This is a genomic window from Staphylococcus sp. LKG4-2, assembly GCF_050955665.1.
Taxonomy (GTDB): Bacteria; Bacillota; Bacilli; order Staphylococcales; family Staphylococcaceae; genus Staphylococcus; species Staphylococcus saprophyticus.
On record NZ_CP194532.1, the window covers coordinates 669,955 to 689,919 of the forward strand.

Consider the following 19,965-nt stretch of genomic DNA (forward strand, 5'->3'; position numbering starts at 1 on the left):
GTGCTTAGTTTATTTTGACGCTTACCAGTGATCAATATCACTTCGTTCGCCTTTAAAATTATTGGCTGTTTGATGACGTTTTGCTAGTACTTTTTCAACATCTTCAAATTTAATATTTAAAGCATGTAATAATACAAAAAGGTGATACATAACATCGGCGGTTTCATTCGTCACCTCTTCAACGTCGCCTTTCATTGCACCAATCACCACCTCAAATGCTTCCTCACCAAATTTTTTAGTTATTTTTTCAAGTCCTTCTTTTAATAAATATTGAGTATACGAATTACTTTTATCTGCCTGCGCACTTGCTGCAACTGTTTGTTCAAGTTGTTGCACATTAAAAGGTACGGACGTATTAAAACAACTTTGACTACCTGTATGACAGGTTGGTCCGTTTGGAAGTACTTCAATAAGCAATGTATCTTGATCACAATCCAGATGGATATGTTTCACTATTTGTGTGTGACCTGAAGTTTCACCTTTAGTCCATAAACGTTCTTTTGAGCGAGAGTAAAATGTAACAATCCCCTCAGTGAGTGTTTTTTGATAGGCAGTTTCATTCATATATCCTAGCATAAGTACTTGCTTGTTACGTACATCTTGTAATACAACAGGAATAAGTCCTTTGTCAAAATCAGGCTCTTGAGTAGTCATCTTACTGGAATACCTCCTCGTTTCATTGATGATTTAATTTGATTCACAGTTGTTTCTTTATCGTGTAATATGCTTGCCGCAAGTCCCGCTGAAACGTTTGTTTCTTTAAACAAGTCAACGAAATGTTCAGGATTTCCGCCACCACCAGAAGCGATAACGGGAATATTCACAAGTTTTTCAATTTCATGTAAGTGTGAGACATCAAAACCTTGTTTCATACCATCGTGCGTCATACTTGTAATGAGAAGTTCACCGGCGCCTAGGGCTTCAACTTCTTGAACCCAATCATAAACGCGTTTATCCGTTCGCTGTTTACCACCGTGTGTGTAACAAAAATAATCATTTAGTTCGCTATCGTAATTGCTATCTATGGCGATACATATACATTGTCGTCCAAATTTTTCGCTGGCTTCCTTTATAAAACTTGGATTTTTAAGTGCACTTGAATTTAAGGATACTTTATCTGCACCGTGGTTTAACAATTGAGAGATATCGTCAATGGTTGAAATACCACCGCCAACTGTCAATGGAATGAAAAGTTTTTCTGCTGTTTCCGAAATAACATCAAGTACAAGATCATGTCCAGCTTCTGTACGTGAAATGTCTAAGAAAACAAGTTCATCAGCACCTTGTTCATTATAATAAAGTGCAAAATCTACAGGGTTGCCAATATCACGCAAGCCTTTAAATTGAATGCCTTTGACGACGCGACCATCTTTGACATCTAAGCATGGAATAATGCGTTTTTTAATCATGACAATCCCTCCCAGAAGGTAGTGTTGTGTGCAGCTTTGCCAACAATGGCTGCATGAACGCCAATGGATTCTAATTGGGCTAAATCTTGTTGATGACGAATACCACCAGAAGCAATAATTGGTTTTTGAGTTGCTTGAACTAATTGTTGTGTGATTTCGAAATTAGGGCCCTCGAGTTTGCCATCTTTAGAAATATCTGTGTAAATGATACCACCGAGTGGGAGAGATTCTACTTGTTGTAATAAATCAAAGATATCGAGGCCAGCATCTTCTTCCCAGCCATTAATTTTGACTTGTCGACGGTAAGCGTCAATGGATAGATATAAACGATTTGGAAATGCTTGTGTCATGTGCGATAACCACGCTAAATCTTCGATACCTTTGGTGCCGATGATACAATAATCAATACCATTATTAAAGTAAGTGTCAATGGTATTTCTATCTCTAATACCACCGCCAACTTCCATAGGTTTATCAGTCAGTGAGCGTAATTGATTGATATAGTCACTCTCGATGGATACTTGATTTTTTGCACCAATTAAATCGACGATATGAATTCGGTCTACACACTGATACTGATTGTAGAAAAGTACACTTTCTTCTGCGCTACGCGCCATTTTAACTTCTGAATCGTATTTACCTTCAGTAAGTCGCACGCTAGTAGCATTGATTAAATCAATTGCTGGCCATAGTTTGATCATCTTGAAATCCGCCTTTCAGTGCTTGATTAAGTATTGCTAATCCATCATCACCACTTTTTTCTGGATGGAATTGAATGCCGATATAATTTTGATATTGCACAATTGCTGGGATTTTTGTGCCGTATTCTGTGTAAGCAACCACATGTTGTGACATTTCAGCTTGATACGCATGGACAAAGTAAACATCATGTAATAATAAAGGATGTTTACTTATTAGATTATTCCATCCTAAATGCGGTACAGGATAAGGGGACTGTATTGGAATTATATTTCCCGGGAAAATATTTAACCCTTCGACATCACCCTCTGCACTCCAACGATAAAATAGTTGCATACCGAGACAGATACCAATCACTGGTTTATCCGTAATGGATGTGATTATATTTGCTAAACCGCGCTCGTTAATTGCTTGCATGGCATCTTTAAAGTGACCTACACCGGGTAAGATGACGACATCAGCATTTGCAATTTCGTTATACTTATCGGTCAATATCGCATCGTATCCTAAATACTGAACTGCGCGTTGAACATTTTTTACATTACCTAATCCGTAGTCAATGATCGCAATCACTCAATCACACCCTTAGATGAAGGGATGTTATCATTATCATTTTCTGAAAGTGCCATTTTTAATGCACGGGCAAATGATTTAAATATGGCTTCAATTTCATGATGCGTATTGCCGCCTCTAAGTAGATCAATATGCGTAGTTAAACGTGCATTGATGATCAAAGCACGGAAGAACTCTTCAACCAATTCGCTATCAAATGTGCCTACTTTTTCTTTACTCAAAGTGGCATTAAACGATAAATAAGGGCGTCCACTAATATCAACTACAGCACGAGATAAAGTTTCATCCATAGGGATGTAACTCACACCATATCTTTGGAAAGATTTGCGTTCTCGAATCATGTCTAATAATAGCTGACCTAGTACGATGCCAATATCTTCTGTTACGTGATGATCATCTACTTCGGTATCTCCATTTGCTTCAATTATAATTGACAGCCCACTATGAAACGTAAAGAGTGTGAGCATATGATTTAGGAAACCAACCCCTGTGTTAATTTCACTTGTTCGTTTGTCATCGGCTAAAATGATTGATAACTCTGTTTCTGCAGTCTTACGTTTCTTTTGAAATATCATATTGTGACCTCCATGATTTAATGAGCTGTTCTAATTGGTCTAACTGGTCGTCTGTGGCGATGGAATATCTTACATAATCGTTCATGTTTGGTTCGTCATAACGTCTAGGTAAGAAGCCATGATCTTCAATATAAAGGCCAAGACTTTGCGCTGCGGATCCTTTTGTTAAGACAAAGTTAGTTGATGAAGGGAAGACTTTCATTATATCGCTAACATTATCTTGGAACATTTGTCTTAATCTAACAGCTAATGCACGCTGATGTTCAATGAATGTGCGTGTCTTATCAATATGTTCAAACATGAAAAGTGCAATGTGTAAAGTGAGTGTGTTTAATGGATAAGGATGTTCAATACTTTGTATAAGTTGAATCGTCTCAGGTGTTCCAATTAACACGCCTAAACGTAAACCGGCAATACCAAATGCCTTTGAAAGGGTACGCATTTGAAGAACATGTGGTTGCAATTCAAGCGTGTAGGCATCCCCAAAATCTAAATAAGCTTCATCAATAACAAAATAACCACCAATATTTTTCATTTTATCTGCAATTGCAGTTAAAAATGTTAGATTATACTGCTTGCCAGATGGATTGTGTGGATTACTCATAATAAAGAATGCGGGTTGCACTGCTTCAATGCGACTTAATATATTTTCTAGATTAAATGTTAAGTCGTTATCTGCATTTACAAACGCTATTGGTCGATGAACTTGGTCGGCATAGGCTTGGTACATAAAGAAATCTGGATTAAGTGCTAATGCTGGACCTTCTGGCATGATAAGCATTAATTTTTGAATTAATTCATCAGAACCATTACCTGCAATAATTTGGTCTGGTGATAGATTATAATAACGCGCATAACCTGCCTTAAATCGTTCATATTCTTCATCTGGATAAAAGTTAAATGAAGCATGATGTATAATCGATGTGAGTTGTGCTTCTGTTAAAGGGCGAAGTGGGCTTTCATTTTTGTTAATTCTTATCATCGTTAAACTCCTTTGATGTTCTAATTTCTATGGATTGTTCGTGATTATATAATTGTTCAACATGGGCTAATTTACGCGCAGTCAGTTCTACGGTATCGAATGTATCTTTTGATAAATCTATCACTGAATGACGTGTTAAAAAATCATTAACAGATAGACCATTGGTAAATCGAGCTGTTTGATTGGTTGGCAGTACGTGACTTGGGCCAGCGACATAGTCACCAATAACTTCGGGTGAATAATAACCTAAGAATAGTGCGCCGACGTAACGGACATGATTTAGATAATCATGTGGCGAAACTGTTTGTATTGAAGCATGTTCGGGTGCAATTTGATTCATTAAATCACACGCTTCGCTAAAGTTATTCACATGTATCAAAAAATGGTTATCATTTAAACTTGCTTGAACGATTGATTGACGTTCAATTTGAGGAAGTATGTGCTGTATTTTTTGTTCAAGTTGTTTTAATAATGCTTCATCTTCACTAATGACAAAAGTTCTTGCAAGTTCATCGTGCTCTGCTTGTGCAAATACATCATATGCGATGGCGTCTAAATCAGCAGAGTCATCAATAATTAATGCAATTTCACTAGGGCCCGCGATTTGATCAATTCCTACTTGACCAAAGAGGTATTTCTTAGCATAGGCAACAAATTGGTTACCAGGTCCTACAATTTTATCAACTTTTGGCAATGTTTCTGTACCGTAAGCTAGGGCAGCAATACTTTGAGCACCTCCAACTTGATAAACGTTATCGACACCTGCGATATAACAGGCGGCTAATACGATATCTGGTATACCATTTAGTTGTGGGGGCGTGACTACAGATATATTTTTTACACCAGCTACCTTTGCCAGTGTTACTGTCATTAAGACGGTTGATGGGTAACTGGCTTTACCACCTGGTACATATACGCCAACGCGTTCTAAAGGATGGTACAATTCATAACAATCTGATGTGCCTTGTTGCTTAGTACATTTAATGGATTCTTGGTAAGATTGAATACGCGCGTGACTTTGTTGTAAGGCCTCACGTAAATCACTGTCTAGGCGATTATAGGCATTTTCTAAAGTTTGGTAAGCGACTTCTAAATTGCAAGTCTCTACCTGATCAAACTGTTGATTATAATTTCTGAGGGCATCATCTCCGTGAAGTCTGACGTTTTCGCAAATATCCTTTACGATGGGGTATAGGTCTTCATTTAAGGAAGATTGGTTTAAATACTTTTTCAAAAATAGCGTTTTATCTATGATCAATGAGTGACACCTCCAGTGTTGATAAAAAAGCATCAATTTCAGATGATTTTTTAAAATAGGATTGCTTATTTGTGATAAGTTTCGCGTTAATGGGTTTAATCGTATCTTTTTCAACTAAGCCATTTGATTTTAGTGTTGTACCAGTCTGCACAATATCTACTATTCCATCCACCATTTCTACGAGACAAGCTAATTCAATAGAACCTGATAGTTTTACCAATTCTACATCTATACCTTGTGCTTCGAAGTAGGCACGTGCAGTTTTTACATACGACGTAGCAATTTTATTGAAAGAAGAAGTTTCTGGTTTAGCAGCTAAAGCAAAATGACAATCTCCAAATGGTAAATCTACCAAATTATTAATTGTATAATTTCCTTCTTCTAAAATATCACTACCAACAATCCCGACATCAGCTACACCTTGTTCTACATAAATAGGGACATCGCTACCTTTAACTAATACGATTTGAATAGATCCTACAGAAATTAATAATTGACGTTCTCGTTTTTCTAATGCATCTACTAGTTCTTGTTCATTAGCTTGTTTTAAATAAGTAATAAAGCTTTTTAATAATCGACCTTTGGCTATAGCTACTGTAAGCATAATAAGAACTCCTTTTATTTATAATATAAAACCTAATCCAAAACCATCTAATTCACCTTTGTAGAAACCTCCAGTAAGTTGGTGGTTTTTATCATTTTTTAGATAACATTTTAAAAATGCACCTTTGTAATATGAACGAGGCGGTTGTGGTGTGATATCTAAATGTATATCTTTTACATTTAATGACTTAAACCACTGTTCCCAACGGCGCAAAGCTTGTATTGTACGATGATCGTAAGGAAAGAGTTGACTAAGTAAATCTAATTGATCCGTTGTTTTTGTTGTCAATAATTGAACAAGCGGATGAGAAGTGCCAAGTTCGGATGAAAGTTCTGAAATATTACGCTCTTGTACTAATTTTAAAATCGTTGTTGTTTGTTCTTTAGTAGTTAACAGTAAATCGATAAGTTGATAATGTCCTAAAATGACAAAATCGATATCGTCATTAAGATATTGTTGTATATATTTATAAAACGTCATAAAATCTTCTTGCATATCCGTTATGGTAGGGTTGTAATGTTCGATACCCAATTGCGTATAGACATGGTTATCACGAACAATCGGTCCCGCATAAACTACTTTTTGATGACGCGGAGGATAATTACTGTAATAACGCAATAATTGGTCGGTGAAATCATTACGTAATGCAAAGATATGATGGTCATGTTGCCAGAAACTTCTTTCAGTCATTTGCTGTAAATCATCTTTATTCAATGTTTGCCAAGCTAGAGATTCAATAAAGCTAAAATCTACTAAGTTAAAGTCAGCTTGTTGAAAATGCTTTAAAAAGTTAAGTTCTTTTTCTTTGTTATTAATGATTGTTGCTGCATCCATATTAAAACCATCCTTTGCATATACTTTGTTTCTCTACCGAACTAAAGTAAATTGATAAAGAATACTTTAACACATTTATTTTTAGAATTCAATAAATATTCTGAAAATGTTTTTGGTTAAGCGGTATAAAAATGCCCTTGCATTTAAAAAAGTGCAAGGGATTAATACTATAAGCAAGATTTACCATGATTAACATATTTTAGCATTTCTTCTTTAGGCACCATATTACCACCAGTTGCCCATACAATATGATTTGCTTGATTCATTTGGATACCCTGTTGTTTGGCTAATGTTATTGCTGATTTAATGCCAGCAAACCCTGACGCGGCAGAGGGCTCAATAAAGATATCTTCTTTTTCACTTAAAAGATATAGATAACGATACATTTCGCTATCAGATACGGTCTGTATACCATAGAGTAACGTATTCATAATTTGCCCGACTAAGCGAGATGGACGCGCAACTGCTAAACCATCCGCGTCTGTGTTTCCATCAATGCCAATATCCTTAACTGAAATTTTATCGTGTAATTGCGTCATCATACCTAATAGCATACAAGGGGCATGTGTTGGTTCAGTAAAAATACAATAAACATGTTCTCCAAAGACTTGTTTTAGACCGAATGTCACTCCTCCTGGGCCACCACCGACACCACAAGGTATGTAGACAAATAGAGGGTGTTCAGCATCTATTTGTATATTTTCAGCAGCTAATTGTGCTTTTAATCTTAATGCAGCGACTGTATATCCTAAAAACAAGTCAGATGAACCTTCGTCATCCACAAAATGACAGGTAGGATCGTTTTCAGCATGTTTTCTTCCTTCTGCTACAGCGTACTGATAATCTGACTGATGTTCTATGACTTCCACACCACGTGACCTCAAAAGATCTTTCTTCCACTGACGTGCATCTGTAGACATATGAACCGTCACTTTAAAGCCCAGTTTTGCACTCATAATACCGATACTTAATCCTAAATTACCGGTTGAACCAACGGCAACATTATATTTACTAAACAGATCTTGATATTTTTGCTCAGCCAGTACACGATAATCAGCTGTCTCTTTTAAATCGCCATCTTGCATCGCTATCGTTTCAGCTAATTTAAGTACTTCATAGATACCACCGCGCGCCTTAATTGATCCAGATATAGCGAGGTGACTATCACATTTTAGCCATAGCTTACCTTCAATGGGTAAGGACTCTATGTTTGTCAAAGTATTTTGCATAAAAGGTATGTGTTTTAAAGGTGATTCAATAAGGCCATGATTATTTTCAGTTTCTGGGAATACAGTGCTTATGTAACTACTAAATCGTTCAAGTCGTTGCGCAGCATCTTCCATATCTTTTAAAGTAAATGTTAATGACGCTGGTTTACGAAAATTTGGGTTTTCCCAAAAAATAGGCTTATAATTTTGCATACTATCTATGAGAGGGAAATCTTGTTTAAGTGTTGCTAAATCGTTCATATTAATACCTCCGTATCATTTTAATAACAGTACGAAATATAAATTTCACGCTACATTAATTATAGCAAAAAATAGATGAAATCGCCTGATTCGCCGATATAATATGATGATATTGGTTATTGTAGTTAGAACCATTGACTCGATTCAAAAATGGGTTTACACAGAGTGAACGATAATATTTTTACAAATTAGCATGATTGCTTATTTTAATTGTAAGTTAGAAAAATGATTGATGAAATATAAATAAAAAAGAGTCAGGAACAACTTTGAATGTTCCTGACTCTTTGTGGACTAGTTAAAATGACTGCTTTGTCTAAGCTATCTTACTAACAAATTACTTTCTGAATTGCTTACGTATTTTAGTAAACCAGCCTTTACGCTCGTTAACAGACATAACTTGTGGGCGTGTATTATCCTCTTTTAATTGTTGGCCATAATCCATAGCTTCTTTCATTAGAAATGCTTGAGAATTTAAAGGTGATAAATTATTTTCAATATAATGATATTGACCTAATTCATCTTGGTAACGTCCTTTTTGGTTATCTGAGAGTTGTAAGTTCATATAATCTAATAAACGTTTCGCAATATTTTTATCTTCAACTGGGAATAAAATTTCTACACGTTTAATCATATTTCTAGTCATTGCATCGGCGGAAGAAAGATATATGATGTCGTCGCCATTATTATGGAAATGATAGATGCGTGAATGTTCTAGGAATCTACCAACGATACTTACGACTTCAATGTTTTCACTGATTCCTGGAACACCTGGCTTGAGACAACAAATACCACGAATGATCAATTGAACTTTTACTCCTGCACAGGATGCTTCAAACAATTTAAGAATGATATCTTTATCCGTTAATGAGTTCATTTTCATGATAATCTTACCGTTACCATTTTCACGATGTGATTTGATTTCGTTATCTATTCTAGCTAAAAAGACATCACGAATATCGAAAGGTGCGACAATCAATTTGTTATATTCAGGTTTTACTGAATAGCCACTTAAATAATTGAAGAAATTAATCGCATCTTCAGCAATTTCAGCATTCGTTGTAATCAGTCCCATATCGGTATAAATATTCGCTGTTTTATCATTATAGTTACCAGTACCTAAATGAATGAATGAAGTTAATTTATTATTCATTCGCTTAACAACGAGTGCAATTTTACTATGTGTTTTCAAATGTGTCATACCATAAATAACATGACAACCTGCTTCTTCCAACATTCTTGCCCAATGTACGTTGTTTTCCTCATCAAAACGTGCTTTTAATTCGACAAGCACAGTGACTTGTTTGCCATTTTCAGCTGCATTTTTCAAACTATTAATAATAGGAGAATCCTTACTTACACGATAGAGTGTTTGTTTTATTGCAATAGTATTTGGATCTTCAGCTGCTTCCCGTATAAAATCAACAATAGGTTCAAATGATTCATATGGGTGGTGGAAGAAGATATCTCTTTTTAAAGATAAATCAAAAATATTGTGATTTCCTAGAGATTGAGGTATTTGTGGGACATATTTATTATATTTCAAATATTTCAGCTTATTGGATAGGTGGTCAACTAAATCAGTCAACATGGTTAAATCGAGAGGCCCATCTACAAAATAGACGTCATTATCGTGCACATCTAGTTGGTTGATAATCCACACAATATCCTCATGTGTCGCTTGTCGGCCATCTACTTCTAAACGTACAGCAGTACCACGTTTACGCTCTTTTAAGAAGCGCTCAATTTCTATTAATAAATCTTCTGCGCCATCTTCATGAATAGTTAAGTCAGCATTACGTGTGATTCTAAACGTAAATGTGTTCAAGACCGTATATCCTGAAAATAAGTCGTTAATGAAGTAGGTGATAATATCTTCAATCAAAATGATATATTGTTTATCACCTTTGTTAAATGAATAAAATCGAGAAATAAGTGAAGGTATTTGAACGATAGCAGAATTAATATCATCTTCTGTATCGATATCTACAAAAATATTCAAGCTTTTATTATTTAATTTAGGGAAAGGATGATAAGCATCAATCCCTAAGGGCGTTAGTGTTGGCAAGATGCCATACTTAAATTCTGATTCAAGTTGAGGCAATAAATCGTCAGGTAGTTGTTCTGGTTTTATGATTTCTACTTGATATTGTTTTAAGTCATCAATTAATTCGTTATAACGCTTGTATTGTAAATCAACAATTTCCTTGTTCTTTAGCTTAATTTGAACGAGTTGTTGCTTAGGTGTTAATTGTGCTTTGTTTTCAGGTTTATCGTATCCCATTTTGACTTGATCTTGTAAGCCCGCTACGCGAACCATAAAGAATTCATCTAAATTCGAACTAAATATAGAGATAAAGTTAAGTTGTTCTAATAGTGGGTTGTTCTTATCTTGTGCTTCTTGTAATACACGGTAGTTAAAATCTAACCAACTAAGCTCTCTATTATTATAATATTGCGGTAAATTTAAGTCTTTATCTCCCAAATTTCTATGCATAACGCTTTATACACCTCGTTGTAGTCTAAAATACATATTTTGCTACGTATACCGTATCATATGAATTTTAAGATTTTGTAAAGATAATAGAAAGGTTTTCTTTTAAAATTTTCTCAATATGTTTTTTTTGACGAAGTGACTGATATTCTTCAGCAATTGGTGCACCATTATAGTAAACGTATAATGTATACTCGCCATCTTTTTCTTTTAAATCTATCGACTCAACAGCACTTGTATGAGAGATGTTGAGCGCATTAACAAATTTTATAATGCCACCAAGTGATTGAACATTATCCAATTCTTTACCACGTAGCCATTCCGTCTCATGACTAAAGAATTTTAACAGTGATTTATTTTTAAAACTTGCAAGCAATGCTAATTTAACGCGGTCCTCATGTTTGAAACCATCAATCATAGAGTTAGCAATAATATAATATGTGTGCGGTGAACTAGAATCTGAATCAATAAATCTACCTAAGTAATACAGGTAAGCACCCTCGGCAAATAATGTTTTTTCGTCATCTGATACCTCAATTTTATCTAAATTGATAAGTTGTTTTAATAAAGACTGTGCCAATTTAACACGTTGATTTGCGCTCGATTCCTCTATGCCATATTCATTAGCTAAGTGGAAAAGGGCATCTTTTCTAATGTTTTCTTTTTTAAATTCTGTTGGATAACGCTCACTAATAATATTCATGGCATAGCCTTCGCGTAAACCTTTACGAGAAAATGTAAACTGCGAAGCTTCTATTTTATTAAACAGTACTTTAAAGACGGAGACAGCAGGCAGTATAATATCTACACGATCTCTACTTAAACCATCGATGTCTTTCAATTCATCACGAGAACTTTTTTTAAGTATAGAATATACCTCATCGATATTATCGTCCGTCATTGTATAATTATGGACACCGCCAATAGGGTATGAATGTTCAGATTGATGGATGCGTGCAACATTACGAGCTGAACCGCCTATCCCAACTAAAGCGACTTCTTGGTCTTTTAACCAAGCGAGTTGATCAAATTGTTTAGATAAAAATTTCTCCATATCTTTGATTGAAGATTTATCATTATGATCTTTACCGTCAAAGAATTTACGCTGTAAAGTGACGACACCAAATGGAAAACTGTGTGCTTCTATTAACTTTTTGTCTTTAAAAAGTGTAACTTCTGTAGAACCGCCACCGATGTCGACAGAAACACCATCTTGGATGTCTGTGGTATGAGTAATGGCATAAAAACCATAAAATGCTTCTTCTTCTTCAGGTATTAACTTGATTTTTATATTCAGTTCTTTTTTGATGTTTTCAATAATTTTGTCTCTGTTTGTTGATTGTCTAATTGCCGCTGTAGCAATGGGATGTAATTCAGTTACTTCAAACTTATCTGCTACAGTTTTAAAACTGCTTAATGTCTTAGTTAATACTTCAATACCTTCGTTGTTCATCGCCAAATCTTTTGTTAAATATTGGCTTAGCCTTGCTGGTGTTTTAATGTTCAATAATTCGTTTAGACCTGTTTTTTTATCAAATTCGAAAATAACTAACCTGATTGTATTTGAACCGATATCAATTAATCCTATACGTTCCATGTTTGCCTCCTATGTAAAAAATGAGGTTCTATCATATGCTCTATTTTGTTTACCCTGTTCTTTCCTATATATTACATTAAAAAATAAAATTTGTGATTAAAAATTTTCATATTGTCCAATGTAAATACAAATAAGTCAATTGTTTGAATGATAATGATGAAAAAAACCAAGCATACAGTAACATCGCTACTTGTATGCTTGGTTATAATTGTTTATTTAACCTGTAAAGGACCGCCTGGACCTAATGGCCAACCTAATAAATACCAGATAATCATAAATAAAGGCCATACGATACTTAACACAATTGTATAAGGCATTAGACTCGATAATAATGAGCCTAACTTCATGTTATTATCATATTTTTGTGCATATGATAATAACAGTGGTAGGTAGGGCATCATCGGTGTAATCGGATTACTTATTGAATCTCCGATGCGATAAAGCATTTGTGTGAAAGCAGGATGGAAACCTACAAGCATGAGCATAGGTATAAAAATAGGTGCTAAAATGCCCCATTTGGCAGAAGCGCTACCAATCAATAAATTGATGATTACGCTTAACAAAATAATGCCTAAGATAAGTATGATGCCATTTTGACCTTGTAATAAGGCGGCTCCCTTAACAGCAACGATAACGCCTAAATTACTCCATTCTAAAAATGCTAGTAGTTGTGCTGCAAAAAATACGATGACGATAAATGAACCCATCGACGACATAGAATCAGCTAACATTTTACCTAAATCTTTAGAGTTTTTAAATTCCTTCATCATTAAACCATAAACTAAACCAGGTACTAAGAATAAAACAAGGATAATTAGCCCAACGCCATTAATAATAGGGGCATCGTTAAGTAAGCTACCTGTTTTAGCATTTCTTAAAAAACTGCCTTGAGGTATAGCTAAAATAATAAGTAACGCAATCATGATGAAAAAACTTATATTTGCCCAAAATACAGCGCGATTTTCTTCTGTTGTCAGTCCAGTATTTTCATCATCAACTTGAATATCAGAATTTGAGTCGTCGTATGAACCTAATCTTGGAATAACAAAGCGCATAGTTACCCAATAAACGGCGGGGAGTAAAACAAGTACACTTGCAGCAATAAAATACCAATTCATGGCCACATTGACATGAACATTGTCAGAAACAATTTTAGTCGCAGGTTCAGTAAATGCATATAATAAGGCATCTGACATACCGATCATGATATTTGCTGAAAACCCACCAATGGCTGATGCGTATGCCATCGCTAATCCTGCAATAGGGTGATATCCCAATTTAATAAATACCATGGCAGTTAACGGGGGTAAAACGATAGGTGCAGCATCACCAGCTGCATTACCTAAGATTCCAATAAGTATGATGACTGGAACGATAAATTTTTTAGGTGCTTTATGTACAATTTGAACCATTAATTTGTCAAAATAACCTGTTTTTTCAGCGACACCTACACCAAGCATAACAGCTAATACGAGACCTAGAGCTGGGAATTCAGAAAAATTCTTCACAGCATCATTTAATATCATCATTAGACCGTCTTTACTTAAAATACTCTTAATAGCAATTGTATCTCCAGTACCAGGGTGTTTTACGGTGATGTGAAATAGTGAAACAATCCATGTGATAATAGCAAGTCCTAAGCACATCAAGAAAAATAAAATACTTGGATCAGGTAGTTTATTACCAACTTTTTCTACAATATTTAAAAATCTATATACGAGTGTCGGTTTATGCTTTGTATTTGAAGTCATATGTACTACCTCCTAATTAAGTTATCGAAAGTATATCAGAATAATCTTTTTAATTGAACAAATATTCTGAAAATAAATATGTGCTTAAGAAAAAATTTACACATATGCATGTAAAAAAGTATCAAAAAGCGTAATCAAGTTTCAATTTTCTAGAAAAAGGGAATTATGTAAAAAAACGTTTTTACAGAACTGGAAATACATTTTTTAGATAGGAGAAGTGATGAATGATGGGAAGATTAAATAACAAAATCGCTATTTTGACAGGTGCAAGTACAGGTATTGGTGCTGCCTCAGCAAAAGTATTAGCGAATGAAGGTGCGCATGTATTGGCAGTGGATATTTCAGAAAAAGTGCATGACACTGTCAAAGAAATCAATAATGCAGGCAATACAGCTTCAGGTTATATCGTAGATGTGTCCGATGCGCACGCAGTTGAACGCTTTGCTCAAGCAATTAAAGAAAAGCATGGAAAAATAGATGTGCTCTTTAATAACGCTGGTGTTGATAATGCGGCGGGGCGTATTCATGAATATCCAGTTGAAGTATTCGATAAGATATTAGGTGTTGATTTAAGAGGTACATTTTTAATGACTAAGTTTTTACTACCGCTTATGATGGATGAGGGCGGTTCGATTATCAATACGGCATCATTTTCTGGATTAGCTGCAGATTTAAATCGTTCAGGTTATAATGCAGCCAAAGGTGGGGTCATTAATTTCACGCGTTCGACTGCGATTGAATATGGTCGTGAAAATATTAGAGCAAATGCTATTTCACCAGGTACGATTGAAACACCACTTGTAGATAAATTAACAGGTACGGCTGAAGATGAAGCGGGTAAAGCATTTAGAGATAATCAAAAATGGGTTACACCATTAGGTAGATTAGGAACACCTGAAGAAGTTGGCAAACTTGTAGCCTTCCTTGCGTCTGATGACAGTTCATTTATAACGGGTGAGTCTATCACAATAGATGGTGGTGTTATGGCGTATACATGGCCAGGAGAAATGTTAAGTGATGATAGTTGGAAAAATACAACGAAATAATTTGGTAGCTGTTTTTATGAACGAATGTGAAATGTAATAAAATCCACACAGTAACTGATTAACTCAGTCTCTGTGTGGATTTTAATTTATAACTAGGTTAGCGAATATTACCAGATAATTTGATCGACAACATCATTATTTAATGATTTTACAATCTCAGTTACAAGCGCTACCGAATTTTTATAATCATCTGTGTGTAAAACGGACACATTAGAATGCATGTAACGCAATGCAACCCCGATAGAGACGGTTGGTGTGCCTTCATTAGCGACATGAATGCTGCCGGCATCAGTACCGCCACCAGCAGTGGTATCTAATTGAACAGTAATATTATGTTTTTTAGCCACGTCTTTAATATGTTTTGTGAAACCAACATGACCAATGTTGGATGCGTCCATAATAATCACAACCGGTCCATTACCAATAGCCGTATCACTGACTTGACCTGACATACCTGGCGTATCATAAGCAATGGCAACATCAACGGCAATTGCCAAATCAGGTTTGATTTTATTGGCAGCAACTTTGGCGCCACGCAGACCGACTTCTTCTTGTACATTTGCGCCAGCCACCAAGTTGATATCTATCGCTTCATTCTTTAAATTTTGTAATACATCTATGGCAAGTGCACAGCCATAGCGGTTATCAAATGCTTTAGCAGTTAAGTATTTTTGATTAGCCAATGTTTCGAATTCACTGTATGGCGTCACCATATTACCGATTTCGATGCCAAATTGTTCTGCCTCTTTTTTACTCTTAACACCAATATCAATAAACATTTCTTTCATATCAATTGTTTTTTTACGTTCCTCTGGTGATAATACGTGAGGGGGTTTTGAACCGATGATACCTCTGATTTTTTTACCTTCATCTGTTGTAATCGTTACCTTTTGCGAAAGCATGACCTGGTTCCACCAACCGCCAATGGGTGTGAATTTTAAGAAACCATTGTTATCAATTTTAGTAACGATAAAACCAACTTCGTCTAGATGACCTGCAACCATTAATGTTTTATCTCCATTAGTGGCTGATTTTTTACCAAAAATACCACCAAGATTGTCTTCGATAATTTCATCGCTTACGGGTGTTAAATAATCGTTCATTAATGCTTTGACTGCCATTTCGTGTCCAGCAATGCCATCGACATCCGTTAGTGATTTTAGTAATTTCACTGAATCATTCATAAGAATTCCCCCTTAAAAATTTATGTGTATCTATATTTTACCATTTAGAATTTAATAATATAGTTTTTTGATTGAATACAAATTCAAATCATAAGAAACAACAATGATTGTTAATCCTTACTAAAATACTAAGACTAAATGAGTGCAATATGTAATGTGTCATGTTTCAATAGTATTATAGATAAAGTGGAGGGATTAATTATGACAGAAGTTAAACATCTAACATTTGGTTCGAAAAATGCGCCAATAACAATTGAGTCGTTTATCAATTTTGCATGTCCGTTCTGCAAGAACTATTTTAAAGCAGCAGATCATGCACTCACACCTTATATTGAGTCAGGTGAAGTGCAACATGTCGTTAAACATTTTGATAAAACAAAACAAGCATTATTAAAAGGAACGGTTGCAAACATTCATTTAAATTATGACAATCCTGAAGAAACATTAGCAATTATTCGCCAATTATACGATACACAAGATCAATGGAAAGTAAGTTTTGCCACTGTTGAAGATAAAATGGCAAATGAATTTAATTTAACACCTCAAAAAGATGCAGATGAACGCTCTTTAGCAATCAATGAAGAAACATTTGAACGCGGTATTAAAGGGATACCCACTGTATTTATTAATAACGAAAAATTTGAATTTAACCCCTTAAAAGATGAACAAGATAAAATTGAGTCATTGTTAAATGAAGCTATTTCTAAATTAAAGTAATCTATAAAATAAAAAAGTCTCAAGCGTTAAAGTGATCATTTTAACGTTTGAGACTTTTTTTGGGTTAGCTTGAATTAAATCATGTAAATTGCAAAAGTATTGAGTAGTTCAATGCTTATTATTTATTTTAACTTTAGCGAACTTAATCAGTTAAGCGTGTTCAATCAATTTTAATTTATAGTCCTGTATAGATTGGATACCACCATCTTTACTTTTAATGATAATATGTTCTTTTGTAATTTTTGTAGGGGAATCTACGCCTACAGCTGCAGAAATATTAAACAAGCCTTCATGTAAACTTGTAATAAAATTAGTGACACGATATTTTTTCTCATCGATGATTAATCCTTTTTCACGTTTAGGATCAGTCGTTGCCACACCTACTGGACAAGTATTCATATGACATTGTTGGCTCATAATACACCCAACACTAATCATCATGCCACGGGCGATGTTTACCAAGTCTGCGCCAAGTCCTAATGCGATAGCTATCTTATCTGGCGTTATCAATTTGCCTGATGCAAAAACTTTAATTTGATCTCTAATACCATATTTTTCCAATAATGCTGTTAAAATAGGAAGCGCTGTAAATAGAGGTAAGCCGACACCATCTTCTAATTCTTGGAATGTTGCACCAGTACCGCCTTCTCCTCCGTCGATGGTAATGAAATTAGGATATTGCTGATTTTCAACCATTGTACGAACAAGGTTTTCTACTTCAGATACTTTGCTAATGACCATTTTAAAGCCAACAGGTTTTTGTCCGGTTTGTTGTAATTCATGGACCCAATTCAATAAGGCATCTGGACTGTCGATATGCTCAAAACGGTTAGGTGAGTTTATTGTCAGCCAAGGTTCTACTTTTCTTATAGAAGCGATTTCTTCTGTGACTTTGTTGCCCTGCATGTGGCCACCACGTGTTTTGGCGCCTTGTGCTAATTTGATTTCAAATGCTTTAATATGTTGATTATGGGATAAATCGATAAAGGCTTGTTGGTCAAACTTTCCTGCTTTATCACGAACACCAAATAAGCCTGGTCCAATTTGAAATATAATATCAACGTTTCCAGATAGATGATGTTCCGATAAACCACCTTCGCCCGTGTTCATCCATGTACCAGCTTGACCCAGCCCTTTTGAAAGGGCAGTGATAGCACGGCTACCTAAAGCGCCATAACTCATACCCGATTGACCTACTAAACGTTTTATTTTAAATGGATGCTCAAGTTGAGCACCTAATATAATTTGGTCTTCATCTGATAAATAGTAAGGATCTATTTCAACTTTTGTTCTATGTTCATCACGGTTAAACAAGCGTTCGTTATCAATTTTATAAATAAAAGAAGAAATCATAGGTGATTGGTCGATATGTAACTCAGCTGTTTGTAAAGGAAACATCGTGTTTTGTATATAAAAACCATCTTCATAATCATGTTGTGTTCCAAAACTTGTCATTCTAGAATTATATTTACCCGCAACGACAATATTTGTAAAATCATTTCTTGAAAATGGTTTACCTTTGGTATCAGCCAAAAATAGATACTGACGTAATTCAGGCCCAATTTTTTCTCCAAAATAACGTATGCGTGCAAGTAGTGGATAATTGCGTAGCACACTATGTTGCTTTTGTCGTTTATCTTTAAAAAGTAACACTGCCCCCATTACCAGAACACTAAATAAAAAGAATACAATTATAATATTAACGATAAATTGTAATGTAGTTAATATAGTCATAAAAATCAGCCCCCCTTATGTTAATTATATAGTACAACAAAATGAACATATTACAATAATATAGTGAGTTGAATACGTAAGTTATTTGAGATTATAATATTTTAGAAAGGAAGTTGATAAAAAATTTAATAATTTGTATATACACTATAAGTAGACATGATATATTTAGTATATGTACGAATTAGGAAGGTGTCATATGACTGAGAAATCAACCGAATTAAAAAATAATAATCAGCAAGATAAAAGTGTTTGGGATAACAAAAAAATTGTAAAAAGAGATTTTTGGCTTATTCCAATTTATTTATTAGCGAATAACATCATGCCACTCTTGTTATTTGCTGCTATATATATTGTCTATTCAGTATTTAATTTTAAAAATGAAGATTTTGTAACTGATGAAAACATACTAATTATGGGTGGCTTGCTTGCCGAAATCGTTATATTAGTTAGTTTTTATGCAATGCATTTAAAAGATCGTTTAATACCGATTTCCAACCAACGCATTCATGCAATCCCTAAATATCTGTTTATCATCGTGGCGACTTATATTGTCACACTTGGATTAAATAGTTTATATGATTGGATGATGGAATTTTTACCTAAAGGATTGCAATATACAGAAACTCAAAATCAAATGCTTTTAGAAAAAATGTTTGAAAATAATTGGATGTTACCATTTCTATTTATAGATATTGTCATACTCACACCAATCATCGAAGAACTATTATTTAGACATTTAATTATTCATGAGTTAGGCAAAAAGATAACATATACTGTTGCCTCGATACTCTCAACGATATTATTTGCAAGTGTGCATGTGTTAGGTGCAACATCACCATTTGAAATCGGTAGTTATCTCATCATTGGGGCTGGTTTAGCCTTTGTATATGTGAAGAGCGGAATGAATTTGGCTGTTTCAATAACATTACATGCATTAAATAATCTCATATCATTTATAGCTATCGTTATTTTAAAATAAATGATTTTTGAGCTTATTGATGAAACAAGCTATTAAAATTGAAAAGTTAGGGAATAGTAATGC

At 34.6% G+C, this 19,965-nt stretch carries 18 protein-coding genes; 3 read left to right on the plus strand and 15 right to left on the minus strand.

From position 1 onward, the window contains the following. Positions 1-21: 21 nt before the first annotated feature. From hisIE to ACM6UH_RS03145, 13 genes are all read right to left on the minus strand, one after another. The gene (gene hisIE, locus ACM6UH_RS03085; protein WP_011302392.1) at positions 22-654 is read right to left on the minus strand and encodes a bifunctional phosphoribosyl-AMP cyclohydrolase/phosphoribosyl-ATP diphosphatase HisIE; all 633 of its coding nucleotides are present in this window, start codon (positions 652-654) and stop codon (positions 22-24) included. Then, positions 651-1,409, minus strand: coding sequence for an imidazole glycerol phosphate synthase subunit HisF (gene hisF / locus ACM6UH_RS03090; protein ID WP_002482383.1), 759 nt, complete (start codon positions 1,407-1,409; stop codon positions 651-653). Before hisF ends, hisIE begins: the two co-directional genes overlap by 4 nt. Next, a complete protein-coding gene (hisA, locus tag ACM6UH_RS03095; protein WP_048787529.1) occupies positions 1,406-2,110 on the minus strand; it encodes a 1-(5-phosphoribosyl)-5-((5-phosphoribosylamino)methylideneamino)imidazole-4-carboxamide isomerase in 705 nt (234 codons plus the stop codon). Before hisA ends, hisF begins: the two co-directional genes overlap by 4 nt. After that, positions 2,085-2,681 carry an imidazole glycerol phosphate synthase subunit HisH gene (gene hisH, locus ACM6UH_RS03100; RefSeq protein ID WP_011302394.1) on the minus strand — a complete coding sequence of 199 codons (597 nt, stop codon included), beginning with the start codon at positions 2,679-2,681 and terminating at the stop codon, positions 2,085-2,087. The genes hisA and hisH overlap by 26 nt, the downstream gene beginning before the upstream one ends. Continuing rightward, positions 2,678-3,256: an imidazoleglycerol-phosphate dehydratase HisB gene (hisB, locus tag ACM6UH_RS03105; RefSeq protein ID WP_011302395.1), complete on the minus strand. Its 579-nt coding sequence runs from the start codon at positions 3,254-3,256 to the stop codon at positions 2,678-2,680. The genes hisH and hisB overlap by 4 nt, the downstream gene beginning before the upstream one ends. Then, on the minus strand, positions 3,234-4,238 hold the full coding sequence (locus tag ACM6UH_RS03110; RefSeq protein WP_011302396.1) for a pyridoxal phosphate-dependent aminotransferase: 1,005 nt from the start codon (positions 4,236-4,238) through the stop codon (positions 3,234-3,236). The genes hisB and ACM6UH_RS03110 overlap by 23 nt, the downstream gene beginning before the upstream one ends. Further along, on the minus strand, positions 4,225-5,493 hold the full coding sequence (gene hisD, locus ACM6UH_RS03115) for a histidinol dehydrogenase (RefSeq protein ID WP_225791588.1): 1,269 nt from the start codon (positions 5,491-5,493) through the stop codon (positions 4,225-4,227). The genes ACM6UH_RS03110 and hisD overlap by 14 nt, the downstream gene beginning before the upstream one ends. Continuing rightward, entirely contained in the window at positions 5,483-6,100 is a 618-nt protein-coding gene (gene hisG, locus ACM6UH_RS03120; RefSeq protein ID WP_002482389.1) for an ATP phosphoribosyltransferase, read from the minus strand. The genes hisD and hisG overlap by 11 nt, the downstream gene beginning before the upstream one ends. An 18-nt stretch (positions 6,101-6,118) precedes the next feature. Continuing rightward, positions 6,119-6,934: an ATP phosphoribosyltransferase regulatory subunit gene (locus ACM6UH_RS03125; protein WP_011302398.1), complete on the minus strand. Its 816-nt coding sequence runs from the start codon at positions 6,932-6,934 to the stop codon at positions 6,119-6,121. A gap of 167 nt (positions 6,935-7,101) precedes the next feature. Then, positions 7,102-8,403: a D-serine ammonia-lyase gene (locus ACM6UH_RS03130; RefSeq protein ID WP_011302399.1), complete on the minus strand. Its 1,302-nt coding sequence runs from the start codon at positions 8,401-8,403 to the stop codon at positions 7,102-7,104. 334 nt (positions 8,404-8,737) lie between these two features. Next, positions 8,738-10,897 (minus strand): RNA degradosome polyphosphate kinase, encoded by a 2,160-nt coding sequence (locus ACM6UH_RS03135; protein ID WP_011302400.1) that lies wholly within the window; start codon positions 10,895-10,897, stop codon positions 8,738-8,740. A 67-nt stretch (positions 10,898-10,964) separates the two neighbouring features. Further along, positions 10,965-12,491, minus strand: coding sequence for an exopolyphosphatase (gene ppx, locus ACM6UH_RS03140; RefSeq protein WP_002482393.1), 1,527 nt, complete (start codon positions 12,489-12,491; stop codon positions 10,965-10,967). 212 nt (positions 12,492-12,703) lie between these two features. After that, the gene (locus ACM6UH_RS03145; RefSeq protein ID WP_047504540.1) at positions 12,704-14,242 is read right to left on the minus strand and encodes an AbgT family transporter; all 1,539 of its coding nucleotides are present in this window, start codon (positions 14,240-14,242) and stop codon (positions 12,704-12,706) included. Between the two features lie 227 nt (positions 14,243-14,469). On the opposite strand from ACM6UH_RS03145, the gene ACM6UH_RS03150 reads away from it, so the two are divergent. Continuing rightward, positions 14,470-15,288 (plus strand): SDR family oxidoreductase, encoded by an 819-nt coding sequence (locus ACM6UH_RS03150; RefSeq protein ID WP_047504902.1) that lies wholly within the window; start codon positions 14,470-14,472, stop codon positions 15,286-15,288. A 107-nt stretch (positions 15,289-15,395) separates the two neighbouring features. Here the strand turns inward: ACM6UH_RS03150 and ACM6UH_RS03155 are convergent, their stop codons facing one another. Next, positions 15,396-16,472, minus strand: coding sequence for a M42 family metallopeptidase (locus tag ACM6UH_RS03155; protein WP_047504537.1), 1,077 nt, complete (start codon positions 16,470-16,472; stop codon positions 15,396-15,398). A gap of 201 nt (positions 16,473-16,673) precedes the next feature. Between ACM6UH_RS03155 and ACM6UH_RS03160 the strand changes: the two genes are divergently transcribed. Beyond that, complete coding sequence (locus tag ACM6UH_RS03160) at positions 16,674-17,189, plus strand: thioredoxin domain-containing protein (protein WP_047504534.1); 516 nt, start codon at positions 16,674-16,676, stop codon at positions 17,187-17,189. 150 nt (positions 17,190-17,339) lie between these two features. On the opposite strand, the gene ACM6UH_RS03165 is transcribed toward ACM6UH_RS03160, so the two are convergent. Next, positions 17,340-18,923: an FMN-binding glutamate synthase family protein gene (locus ACM6UH_RS03165; RefSeq protein ID WP_047504532.1), complete on the minus strand. Its 1,584-nt coding sequence runs from the start codon at positions 18,921-18,923 to the stop codon at positions 17,340-17,342. 196 nt (positions 18,924-19,119) lie between these two features. Here ACM6UH_RS03165 and ACM6UH_RS03170 point away from each other — a divergent pair, with 196 nt between their 5' ends. After that, complete coding sequence (locus tag ACM6UH_RS03170) at positions 19,120-19,902, plus strand: CPBP family intramembrane glutamic endopeptidase (protein WP_047504529.1); 783 nt, start codon at positions 19,120-19,122, stop codon at positions 19,900-19,902. Positions 19,903-19,965 lie beyond the last annotated feature (63 nt).